Origin of the sequence: Methylobacterium sp. CCH5-D2 (assembly GCF_001556475.1) — a bacterium.
In the GTDB taxonomy this organism is placed as follows: domain Bacteria; phylum Pseudomonadota; class Alphaproteobacteria; order Rhizobiales; family Beijerinckiaceae; genus Methylobacterium; species Methylobacterium hispanicum.
In genome coordinates this window covers 1-10,849 of record NZ_LSIX01000135.1, presented here as the reverse complement: position 1 = coordinate 10,849, position 10,849 = coordinate 1, and the positions used below count along the sequence as shown (strand labels likewise).

Sequence of the window (10,849 nt, the reverse complement as noted above, 5' to 3'; positions counted from 1 at the left end):
TGGCAGCAGTGGATCGGCACCGTCGAGGGGACGAGTGCACACTTTGGGGCTATCAGCAGGCCGCCCGCCTCGAACGCGACCGACTTCGCGGAGCTTCGTGGGCCGAGCCCATGGCTCCCCCAGCCGATCCCAAATAGGATGATCGGAGATCGGCGGCGCGCGTGTCGCCCTCACGCGCAGCACAGACGGGCGAGCAGGGATCATGGCGTTCGTGGAGGTTAGCTTCGCCGGTCGCGTGTTTCAGCTCGAGAATCGGAACGACATGGACCTCGTGGCCCGGCAGATCGCCGGCGGTTCCTACGAGCCGCCCCTGCCGATGCTGATGATGGCGGCCCTGGTTCGTGCCGAGGGGATTTTCGTCGACGTCGGAGCCAATACGGGCGTCTACACAGTCATGGCCGGGGCGATCGCTCCCGATCGGTCCATCATCGCCTTCGAACCGTTGCCGCCCGTCGTCGAGATTCTGAAGCGCAACATCCTGGCCAACGGATTGGCGGAGCGCGTGCGTCTGATCGAGGTCGCGCTCAGCGAGAGGGCCGGAACGGCGACGCTCCACCTGCCCGACCCGGGTCACGGCCTCGTCGAAACGAGCGCGTCGCTGGAGCCCGATTTCCAGCCGGCCCATTCGGTCTGCGCGGTGCGGGTCGAACGGCTGGACGACATCGGGATCACCGATCAGATCGGGGTGATCAAGGTCGACATCGAGGGGCACGAGCACGCGTTCCTGCGGGGCGCGCGCGACACGATCCTGCGAGACCGACCTATCATCTTCGCGGAGGTGGTCGGTCCGGCCAAGCGCGCCGCCATCGGTGCGTTCCTGCACAGCGTCGATTACATGGATTTCCGCCTGCGGCCCGATATGGCGATCCACGACGGGGCGGTGATGTTCGACAATGCCGCCTGGAATCATGCCCTTGTACCCAGGGAGCGCCTGCCGGACTTCAAAGCAGCGTGCGATTCCTGCAATCTGACTCTGCTTCGCCGGTTTCAGCTGACTTGATCGGCATCATGAAGCATGGACGATGCTTCCCGACCTATTCCAAGCGGACAGCTTGCCGAAACCAAATGCAGTGCAGCACCTGAGGCTCGTTTTTCGCGCAGCTGCTTGCTCATGCAGAATGATGCGCTCGTTCTATCATTATAGAAGAACGACTCGTGCGGACTTGTTCTGACGGCTGGGAGTGCGCGCCGCTGCACCCCGGTGGACGATTGCGTGGGGGGAATCGGTTCGGGCCGCTGGCTCGGCTCCGTGGGACCGGCCGCTCGGCCTAGCGCTTGTGGCCTCGGCCATACGCATCCAGACACCGACGTGCTAGACGCTTTGGCGTATCAGCTCGGTTCCCGGCATCCTTTCGCCACCGTCATCGTCGGGGGAACCGCCAGGTCCATCCCAGACCGCACATCATCAAGCCACCAGGATCCCCATGGCCGGCCTCAAGGACAAGCGTGGCTTCATCGATAAGGACCGGCTTGACCTGTCGGAGCGCAAGGCTGTCGAGTTCTGGATGAAGCGATGGGGCGTCACGCAGGACCAGCTTACGGCAGCGCATCGGAAGGTCGGCCGGATGACGAAGGATATCGCCGCCGAGTTGGGTAAGAAGCGTTAGGCGCGTGCTCGCTGCGGCGGCACACCAGGTTGGCGGACCCGGGCGATGGTGAAGACGCCGTGGACGTCGGCCGGACCACGTTGCTGAACGCAAGGCGGGTCATCGCCCGCAAAGACTCCCCACGATCCGATCTCGGCATCGCGGGCGCGTGGCGGCCTGATGGATGGGTCCAGGGACGGAAGGGGCTGCGCGAATGCCGATCAGCAGGAAGGACCTCGCGGACGCGCGCTCACCGGAGGCGCTCGTCAAACGCATCTTCGAGGCCGAGCCGAACCTCTCAGTGCCCGTGCCGATCCAGGACTTGTGCGCGCGCCTCGGCATCATCGAGATCGAGGATCTCGACACCCCCGGGTTCGAGGGTGGCCTCGTGACCGATGCGAAGCGGTCAGACGGCACCATCCTCGTCAAGCGCGGAGGCGAACCGCGTCGCCGCTTCACCATCGCTCACGAACTCGGCCATTTCCTGATGGCGCACCACGTCCCAGATCAACCCGGCCGGTTCCTGTGCACGAGTGCGGACATGCTGCGCACCACGGCCAGAGCGGGCGACGGGCGGCAGCAAAGGGAGGTCGAGGCCAACCGCTTCGCCACCCTGCTTCTGATGCCCCCGCACCGGCTGCGGGGGGCGATGGCGGCCTTTCGCGAGCCCGACCTGCAGCACGTTCTCGCGCTCGCGCGCGACTTCGCGGTCGGCAAGGAGACGGCGGCTCGGGTCTACGTACAGTACCATCCCGCCCGGATCGCGATCGTCGTGACGGGCAGAGGCCGGGTGCAGCGGTGCTACCGCAGCCTCTCCTTCCCGGAGATCATCCGCGCGGTCGGCGACCCCGTCTCGACCGGCTCGCTCTATCACGGCAGCCCGCATCGGCCGAACAGCGCGAGCGACATCGCCGCGTCCTCTCCCGATCTCTGGATCGATGTGAAGCGCGACCTCCGCGCGCCGGCCCTCTACGAGCAGGTGTATCTTCAGCCGAACGGCTTCGCGATGATCCTGCTGCGTCTGGACCCCGTCCCGGAGGAGAGCGCGGAGGAGCGCAGGCTGGAGGAGGGCTGGCGTCACCGCTTCCACTCGGGGCGACGGTAGGCGGCACTCGGTCACGGTCGGATCCGGCAGCGCGCCGGTTTCAACTCGCTTCGCTTGGCATGACCCGCATCTCTGGCTTGTGGAGATCGATGGGGCGGAGGCTGTCGCCCGGGTCGAGGCGCGCAATGCCGAGACCATGGCCCGCTCCGCCGACGCGGCCTTCGCCCGGAATCGCGAGACGGCTCGGGGGCTGCTTGGCCGGCCCGAACGTATCCCGCACGTCCAGCGGTATGGCGGCTTCCTCTCCAACGTCCGGACGGTGCCGAACAGCATGAACGAACCGGACTACACCGCGGTAGCCACCCGTTACGGCCTGCCGGGACCTGAGGTCAGTGCGTACGACTGGCCCCGGACAGAGATTCAGGACTCGGGTCTCCCGTTCGTGCACAGAGGGGCGTAGCGTGCCGGTTGAGGCGCTGGAGCCCGCAGGATAAGCGGGATCGCTCTGGGCGGGTGGGGGAGCCGTGCCGACTTTGAAGGCGCCTGCCGACGCAGATCTTGCGCGGCTGATCAGGGCCGTGGCGGAGGGCGACCGCACAGCCCTGCGCGCACTCTATGACGCGACCGCCCCGAAACTTCTCGGGATCATCCTGCGTATCCTGCGGGATCGGGGCGCGGCCGAGGATGCGCTGCAGGAGGTCTTCGTGCGCGTCTGGCAGCGGGCAGCCACCTATGATGCGCAGGCTGCCCCATCGCTCGTCTGGCTCGGTGCGATCGCCCGGCACAAGGCGATCGATCGGCTCCGGCAGGACAAGGCCGCGCGTCTGACACAGGCCGACGAGAACTGGCTCGAGCGCCTCGCCGACACACGCGACGGCGAGGCAGACCTCGCCCGTCGAGACGCCCTCGCGCATTGCCTCGAAGCCGTCGAGCCCAGCCAACGCGACTGCCTCCTCCTGGCGTACTGCGAGGGCTGGTCACGCGAGGAGCTGGCGGCGCGGCACGATCGTCCGGTCAATACGATCAAGACGTGGCTGCGTCGTGGCCTCATCAGCCTGCGCGGTTGCCTGGAGGCGTCATGAGCGGCGAGACACGAACGGGCGCCGTGCCTTTCTGGGACGAAGATCGGGACGGGGCGGCGGGTGAGTACGTGCTCGGCACCCTGACCGCCGAGGAGCGCGCCGCCTTCGCCGAGGCGCTGGAGCGCGACGCGTCCCTGCGCGCAGCGGTAGCAGCGTGGGAGGTGCGGCTCTCACCGCTCGCGGCCGCGCCCCGGGCCGTCGAACCCGCCCCGGGCGTGTGGGACGGGATCGAGGCGCGGATCGCGCAGGCGCCCGCAGCCGTATCCGCCGATGGTGGGGCGCGCATTCGGAGGCTGGAGCGCAAGGTGCGAAACTGGCGCCTCGCGGCGGGGGCGGCGACCGCGCTCGCGGCCGGCCTGGCCCTCTGGCTGGCCCTCGGCCTGCGCCCCACGGGCACGGAGCGGCAGTATCTCGCCGTGGTGGATCGCGGCGGCGCTCTGCCCGCTCTGATCGTGCGGGTCGATCTCGACAGCGGCACCGTGCAGGTCCGCAGCCTCGCCGCGGAGACGCCGCCGGACCGCAACCTGGAGCTCTGGTACGTGGGGGCAGGCGCCGCGCCGCGCTCCCTGGGTCTCATCACGGAGGGCGTCGCCCGGCGGCCCATACCGGCTGCCCTGCGTGCGGACGCGGACGGTATGAGCCTAGCGGTCTCGGTGGAGCCGAAGGGCGGTTCGCCGACCGGCGTACCGACCGGTCCGGTCATCTATTCGGGCAAGCTCGTGCGCGAGTGAGGCGGGCTCCGACGTCTGCCGGAGCCCGCTCGGAGGGGATCAGGGCATCAGCACGCCGTTGATGACGTGGATCACGCCGTTCGACTGCATCACGTTGGCGATGGTGACACGGGCGGTGTTGCCCTTGGTGTCGGTCACGGTCAGGCCCTTGCCGCCGCGCGCCATCGCCACGGTGAGCGGCTCGCCCTGTGCGGTCTTCAGCGTGGCCTCGCCGCCGCCCTGTCGGACCAGCTTCATCAGCTCCTTCGACGTGTAGGTGCCCGGCACCACGTGGTAGGTCAGGATGCCGGTGAGCTGGGCCTTGTTCTGCGGCTGGACCAGCGTCTCGACCGTGCCCGGCGGCAGCTTGCCGAAGGCCGCGTTGGTCGGCGCGAACACGGTGAAAGGGCCGGGGCCCGACAGCGTGTCGACGAGGCCCGCGGCCTTCACGGCGGCGACCAGCGTGGTGTGGTCCTTCGAATTGACCGCGTTCTCGACGATGGTCTTGCTCGCGAACATCGGCGCGCCGCCGACCATCGGATTCTTGGCCAGAGCCGGGGTGGCGGCCACGAGAGCGAGGCCGAGAGCGAGGCGGAGAAGGGTCGTGGACATGGTGTCTCCCTGGAGGTGCGCCCTATGGGGGCGTCGCGAGCCCCTACGGAGGCCAGGGGTGGGAAAGTTTCAGCCTTGCGTCCCGGCGATGCTTAAAAAATCGAACGGGTCGCCGGCCGACAAGCCCAGTCGCCGCGACGTGCTCGGCCAGAGCGTCCGAATGGGGCGGGCTCTCGCGCCGCGCCCGGAACCGGGCGACCCGCTCCCAACCCCGTCCAGGGATGCGGGCGATCCCGGTTCGCCGAGCCGCCGACGCATCGCCGCCGATCCTCCCGGATATGCGCTGACCCTTCAGGATCGCCGTCCGATCGGCGCAGGCGCAGCCAGCGGGTCCGGGCGGCAAGGGCGGCGCGATGGCCGCCCAGCGCCTGTCGAAGGCGAGAGCGTCCGGACGAACGCCAGCCCCCCGAAACGGCCTCGTTCGAGGCTCCGATCACATGGGAGGCGTCAAGCCGTCCCTGCCCACCGCGACGAGCTTTCCGTCGGTCTTGCCGCCATCCTTGGCCACCACGGCGAAGACCTTCGCGCCGGGGACAAGCACCTGCTTGCCGGCCGGCTCGAAGGCGACGATCGGCGCATCCGAGGGCACGACGATCGTCTTCGCACCACCGTCCTTGCCGTAGCTCACGGTGAGCGTGCGCGCGCCGCCCTCCGCCGAGACCTTGCCGGCCCGAACGGTGCCGTGCGTCATCGCGCTCTTCACCTTCGAGCCGCCGGCCGTGTGATCGGTGATGGCGTCCCAGGCAGGGTCGTCGTCCGCCGGGCCCCGCTACACGGACTGGTCTCGCAATCTCGCACGGCGCGAGCCCTCTGCGCGATCGCCGGGGGCGCCGCATCACAATCGCGTTGACGCCCTGCGGACGACGGGGCCTCCACGACCGCGACTGCCTGCGGCACCGCGTCGGGTGACAGGCCTGCGCCTACGAGGTCGATGTCCGGACCTGCCGGTATCAGCCCGCGGCCGATGCGCCGCGGACGGTCGCAAGGTCGCAGGGCGTGAGCCCGGCTCTGCAGCGCTCTACCTGGGCGGCATGGATCGCGCCTTTCCCATGACCCGCGAGGCCGGCCTCGCTCGTCTCGCCGCCATCACCGACCGGCTCGGGCCACACTACGCGGCCGAGCGCAACATCGCACCCGGTCCGGACGCGGAGACGACGACATCGGCGCTCTCGCCCTACCTGCGACGCCGGCTGACCACCGAGCAGGAGATCGTCGCCCGAGCCCGGGAGGCGCATGGCGGAGCCGCGGAGAAATTCATCTCGGAGGTGTTCTGGCGGACCTACTTCAAGGGCTATCTCGAGACGCACCCGGCGATCTGGGCCGACTATCTCCGCCTCGTCGCCGCGGGCGAGGAGCAGCTTGCCACCGCGTCCGGGTTGCGCCGCGCCTACGAGCGGGCGGTGGCGGGACGCACGGGCATCGAGGGCTTCGACGACTGGGCGCGCGAACTCGTCGAGACCGGCTGGCTGCACAACCACGCGCGGATGTGGTTCGCCTCGATCTGGATCTTCACCCTGCGCCTGCCCTGGGCGCTCGGTGCCGACTTCTTCCTGCGCCACCTGCTCGATGGCGATCCGGCCTCGAACACCCTGTCCTGGCGATGGGTGGCGGGACTGCACACGCGTGGCAAGCACTACCTCGCCCGTGCCGAGAACATCCGCCGCCACACCGATGGCCGCTTCGATCCGGTCGGTCTCGATGAGCGGGCCGCCCCGCTGAGCGAGGTCGAGATCGCCCCGACAGTGCCGCTGGCACCGGCCGACCCGCTTCCTGCCGGCTCGGTCGCCTTGCTGATCCATCTCGACGACCTGCACCCGGAGAGCCTGCCGCTCGACCCCGCCCGCGTCGTATGCGTCGGCGGGCTGCTGGCCCACGCACCGGGCGCGAGCGAGGCGGTGCGGGCAGCCGACGCGGCGGCGATGGCGGACGCCCTGGCCCGAGCGGGGGCGCACTTCGCCTGCCCGGCCATGCCGGCGGATGCCGGCTGGTCCAGCGACCTTCCGGTGGTTGGTGCTTGGGCACCGGTCGGGCCGAGCGCCTCGAATCTGCCGGCCGGGGTTCTGCGGCTGCGCCGAACCTGGGACGAGGCGAGTTGGCCGCACGCGACGCGCGGCTTCTTCAGGATGCGCACGGCGATCCCGCGCATCCTCGACGCCGTCGCGGCGTAGGGAGACCGATCATGGTGAGTCGCCGCGAGGTCGGTGCGGCCGCCCTCATGGCCGCGAGCCTTCTGCCCCGTCGGGCGCAGGCCCGCGACGCACCCCCTCCGCTCGCCGCAGGGCGGCCGATGCGCATCGCCATGCTGCTCTATCCGGGCATGACGGCCCTCGACGTGGTCGGCCCGCACGACTTGCTCGCGGGCCTCGCACCCGGCAGCCTCCATCTCGTCGCCCGGACTCCCGGCCCCGTACCGAGCGACACCGGCATCGGCCTGCTTGCCACGACGAGCTTTGCCGCCTGTCCCGCCGACCTCGACGTGCTGTTCGTGCCCGGCGGTGACGGTACCCCCGCCCAGATGCGCGACGCCGCCACGCTCGCCTTCCTGCGGGACCGGGCGGGTCGCGCGCGCTGGGTCACGGGCGTCTGTACCGGTTCGCTGATCCTCGGGGCCGCGGGGCTGCTCGACGGATACCGCGCGACCTCGCACTGGTGCGTGCGCGACACCGTGCTGCCCCTCCTCGGCGCGGTCCCGGTCGATGAGCGCGTGGTGTTCGACCGAAACCGGATCACCGCGGCGGGCATCTCGGCCGGGCTCGACTTCGCCCTCGCGCTCGCCGCCCGCCTGCGGGGTGACGACTATGCGCGAACGGCCCAGCTCGTCGCGGAATATGCGCCGCAGCCGCCCTTCGCGGCGGGTAGCCCGGCAAAGGCGGGACCAGCGATCACGCGCGGGGCGCTCGCGATCCTCGGCGATCTCGTCGCCGAGGCGCGAGCGGCCGCAACCGCAAGTCGCCCCCGTTAGCCGCGCGCTTCGGGCGGATGCGAGAGGTCGCGCGGGGCGAGCGCAGAGGCTGACGCGGCCGCTCGCTTCACGCTATGAGCCGGAACCGTCGAAGATCCCATTCCGCATGTCACACCCGTCCGACCTGTCCGACGTCCACGACACCGAACGCCTGAACGCCCTCGCTTCCTACGGCATCCTCGATACGCCGGCGGAGGAGGGATTCGACGACGTCGTCCAGCTCGCCGCCGAGCTCTGCGCCGCCCCGGTGGCGCTGGTCAGCCTGGTTGCCGACAGTCGGCAGTGGTTCAAGGCCCGCCTGGGTTTCCCGGACTGCCAGACCGACCTCGACCGGTCGGTCTGCGTCCACGTCCTGTCCGCACCGGATCTGCTGGTCATACCCGACCTGACCCAGGATCCGCGGACTCGGGCCAATCCCCTCGTGGTCGAGGATCCGCACCTGCGCTTCTACGCGGGCGCGCCGCTGCGCAGCCCCGAGGGCCATGTGCTCGGCAGCCTGTGCGTGATCGACGGCGCGCCGCGGCCGGACGGCCTGACCGCCTCACAGGCCCGCGGGCTGCGGGCGCTGGCCCGGCAGGTGATGAGCCAGCTGGAGATCCGCCGCGCCGTCGCGGCCCGCGACGTGGCCCTGGCGGAGCAGGCGGCCACCATCGCGCAGCAGAACGCCCTGATCGCCACACAGGCCGACGTGCTGGCGGCCGGCGGCGACCTCGACCGCATCCTCGATGCGCTCCTGGCCGGGGCCATGCGCGCCGTCCCGCAGGCCGAGGGCGGGGTGATCGAACTCCTGGACGACGACACCTTGCTCTACCGCACGACCCGTGGCCGCCTGACGGACCGGCAGGGTTTGCGCGTCCCGCTCGACGGCAGCCTGTCGGGCGCCTGCTTCCGCGGCGGCGAGGCCCTGCGCCTGGACGACGTGCGGGCGGATGGCCGCGTCAACCAGGACCTGGCCGCGCGCATGGGCCTGCGCGCCTGCGTGATGGCGCCGATCAAGCGCGGATCCGACACGGTCGGGGTCCTCAAGCTCCAGTCGGACCGGGCCGGAGCGTTCGCCGAGCTCGACCTCCGGGCGGCGCGCCTGTTCGCCGGCATGATCTCGGCGGGGCTGGCCCAGGCCAGCGAAGCCGAGGCGCGCCGGGCCGGGCAGGTCAGCGAGGGTCGCTACCGCGCGCTGTTCGACAGCGCGACCGACTACGCCATCCTCCTGCTCGACCTCGCCGGCCGGATCGTCGATTGGAACGCGGGTGCTGCGCGCATCCTCGGCTGGTCGCCGGAGGAGGTGGCGGGGCTCACCACGGACCTGATCTTCACGCCCGAGGACCGGGAGGCGGGCATACCGGCCCAAGAACTGCTGACGGCGGCTCGCGAGGGGCGGGCGCTCGACGAGCGCTGGCATCTGCGCAAGGACGGCACGGCCTTGTGGGCGTCCGGCGAGCTGATGCGGCTGCAGGATCCGGCCGGAACCCATCAGGGATACGTCAAGTTCCTGCGCGACCGCACCGCGCAGCACGCGGCCGGCGAAGCCCTCCGCACGGCCGAGGCCAACCTGCGGCGCGCGCAGGCGGCCGGCGGGGTCGGCCTGTTCACCGTCAGCATCGCGGACGGCCTCCTCCACCCCACTCCGGAATTCTGCCGTCTCTACGGCCTGCCCGTGCGAGAGAGCTACCCGGCAGGCGATTTCGAGCGGCTGATCGTCGCCGAGGACCGGCACTTGATCTCGACGGCCGAGACCCGCCGCAGCGGCCGGCCACCCCGCGACGTCGAGTACCGCATCCGCCGGCCGGATACCGGCGCCCTGCGCTGGATCGCCCGCCGGGGCGAGATTGAGCGCGACGCCCGGGGCCGGCCGGTCCGGTTCTCGGGCGTGGCGCGCGACATCACCGAGCAGCGGCGCGCCGTCGATGCCCTGGCGCGCAGCGAGGAGCGCTTCAGGATGATCCTGGACACGATCGAGGCGGCCTTCGCCATCGTCGAGGTCAAGTTCGACGCCGACGACCGGCCGGTCGATTACCGCTTCCTCGAGGCCAACCCGGCCTTCGAGCGGGAATCCGGCGTCAACCTGCGCGGCAAGTGGGTGACGGAGTTCGCGCCGGACCTCGAACGATTCTGGTTCGAGACCTACGGGCGCGTCGCCAAGACCCGGGAGCCCGCGAATTTCGAGAGCTATGCGGAGGCCTTCAAGCGCTGGTTCGACGTGCGCGCGGTGCCCGTCGGGGAGCCGGCCGACCGCCAGATCGCGATCATCTTCAACGACGTGACCGCCCGGCGGGTCGCGGAGGAGCGCCTGCGCGCCAGCGAGGCGCTCGCGCGCGAGAACGTGGAGCGCGTCCAGCTCGCGCTGGCGGCCGGCGCGATCATCGGCACCTGGCACTGGGACCTGCCCACCGATCGGTTCGCGGTCGACGAGGCCTTCGCGCGCAGCTTCGGCCTCGACCCGGCGCTCGGGCGCGAGGGCATCCCGCTCGCCCAGATCGTCGCGACCGTGCACCCCGACGACCAGGCGGGGCTGGCCGAGGCGATCCGGGAGGCGATCGCCCGGGGAGGCGCCTACGCCCACCAGTACCGCACGCGCCGGACGGACGGGAAGTACTACTGGCTGGAGGCCAACGGCCGCGTGGACCACGCGCCGGACGGCACGCCGCTGAGCTTCCCCGGCGTCCTCATCGACGTTGAGGAGCGCCGCGCCGTCGAGGCCGAGCGCGACCGGGCCATCGCGGCGCTGCGCGCCCTCAACGAGACCCTCGAGCAGCGCGTGGCCGAACGGACCGACGAGCTGATGCAGACCGAGGAGAAGCTGCGCCAGTCGCAGAAGATGGAGGCGGTGGGCCAGCTCACCGGCGGCCTCGCGC

Annotated in this window: 10 protein-coding genes; 8 read left to right on the top strand and 2 right to left on the bottom strand. The window is 70.7% G+C overall.

Annotation, left to right across the window (positions count from 1 at the left end):
- The first annotated feature begins 202 nt into the window (after nucleotides 1-202).
- The 5 genes from AX737_RS02955 (at nucleotide 203) to AX737_RS02930 (ending at nucleotide 4,444) form a co-directional block, all read left to right on the top strand.
- Nucleotides 203-1,000, top strand: a complete 798-nt coding sequence (locus AX737_RS02955; RefSeq protein WP_066918893.1) for an FkbM family methyltransferase — start codon at nucleotides 203-205, stop codon at nucleotides 998-1,000.
- A 424-nt stretch (nucleotides 1,001-1,424) separates the two neighbouring features.
- On the top strand, nucleotides 1,425-1,607 hold the full coding sequence (locus AX737_RS02950; RefSeq protein WP_003600567.1) for a DUF3606 domain-containing protein: 183 nt from the start codon (nucleotides 1,425-1,427) through the stop codon (nucleotides 1,605-1,607).
- A 193-nt stretch (nucleotides 1,608-1,800) separates the two neighbouring features.
- Entirely contained in the window at nucleotides 1,801-2,691 is an 891-nt protein-coding gene (locus AX737_RS02945) for an ImmA/IrrE family metallo-endopeptidase (RefSeq protein WP_066918891.1), read from the top strand.
- 464 nt (nucleotides 2,692-3,155) lie between these two features.
- Complete coding sequence (locus tag AX737_RS02935; RefSeq protein ID WP_082772842.1) at nucleotides 3,156-3,713, top strand: sigma-70 family RNA polymerase sigma factor; 558 nt, start codon at nucleotides 3,156-3,158, stop codon at nucleotides 3,711-3,713.
- Entirely contained in the window at nucleotides 3,710-4,444 is a 735-nt protein-coding gene (locus tag AX737_RS02930) for an anti-sigma factor (protein WP_066918885.1), read from the top strand. Before AX737_RS02935 ends, AX737_RS02930 begins: the two co-directional genes overlap by 4 nt.
- A 39-nt stretch (nucleotides 4,445-4,483) precedes the next feature.
- Here the strand turns inward: AX737_RS02930 and AX737_RS02925 are convergent, their stop codons facing one another.
- Nucleotides 4,484-5,035 carry a fasciclin domain-containing protein gene (locus AX737_RS02925; RefSeq protein ID WP_066918883.1) on the bottom strand — a complete coding sequence of 184 codons (552 nt, stop codon included), beginning with the start codon at nucleotides 5,033-5,035 and terminating at the stop codon, nucleotides 4,484-4,486.
- 433 nt (nucleotides 5,036-5,468) lie between these two features.
- Nucleotides 5,469-5,726 (bottom strand): hypothetical protein, encoded by a 258-nt coding sequence (locus tag AX737_RS02920; protein WP_066918881.1) that lies wholly within the window; start codon nucleotides 5,724-5,726, stop codon nucleotides 5,469-5,471.
- 358 nt (nucleotides 5,727-6,084) lie between these two features.
- On the opposite strand from AX737_RS02920, the gene AX737_RS02915 reads away from it, so the two are divergent.
- From AX737_RS02915 to AX737_RS37700, 3 genes are all read left to right on the top strand, one after another.
- Nucleotides 6,085-7,203, top strand: a complete 1,119-nt coding sequence (locus AX737_RS02915; RefSeq protein WP_082772841.1) for an FAD-binding domain-containing protein — start codon at nucleotides 6,085-6,087, stop codon at nucleotides 7,201-7,203.
- Between the two features lie 11 nt (nucleotides 7,204-7,214).
- Nucleotides 7,215-7,997: a DJ-1/PfpI family protein gene (locus AX737_RS02910; protein WP_082772840.1), complete on the top strand. Its 783-nt coding sequence runs from the start codon at nucleotides 7,215-7,217 to the stop codon at nucleotides 7,995-7,997.
- 106 nt (nucleotides 7,998-8,103) lie between these two features.
- Nucleotides 8,104-10,849: PAS domain S-box protein (locus AX737_RS37700; RefSeq protein WP_348626797.1), on the top strand; the 2,746-nt coding region annotated here is incomplete at its 3' end.

Excerpts from the sequence above, each read along its gene's own strand:
- AX737_RS02955 (WP_066918893.1), top strand. The coding sequence starts at position 203 with ATGGCGTTCGTGGAGGTTAGCTTCGCCGGTCGCGTGTTTCAGCTCGAG.
- AX737_RS02950 (WP_003600567.1), top strand. The coding sequence starts at position 1,425 with ATGGCCGGCCTCAAGGACAAGCGTGGCTTCATCGATAAGGACCGGCTT.
- AX737_RS02945 (WP_066918891.1), top strand. The coding sequence starts at position 1,801 with ATGCCGATCAGCAGGAAGGACCTCGCGGACGCGCGCTCACCGGAGGCG.
- AX737_RS02930 (WP_066918885.1), top strand. The coding sequence starts at position 3,710 with ATGAGCGGCGAGACACGAACGGGCGCCGTGCCTTTCTGGGACGAAGAT.
- AX737_RS02925 (WP_066918883.1), bottom strand. The coding sequence starts at position 5,035 with ATGTCCACGACCCTTCTCCGCCTCGCTCTCGGCCTCGCTCTCGTGGCC.
- AX737_RS02920 (WP_066918881.1), bottom strand. The coding sequence starts at position 5,726 with ATGACGCACGGCACCGTTCGGGCCGGCAAGGTCTCGGCGGAGGGCGGC.
- AX737_RS02915 (WP_082772841.1), top strand. The coding sequence starts at position 6,085 with ATGACCCGCGAGGCCGGCCTCGCTCGTCTCGCCGCCATCACCGACCGG.
- AX737_RS02910 (WP_082772840.1), top strand. The coding sequence starts at position 7,215 with ATGGTGAGTCGCCGCGAGGTCGGTGCGGCCGCCCTCATGGCCGCGAGC.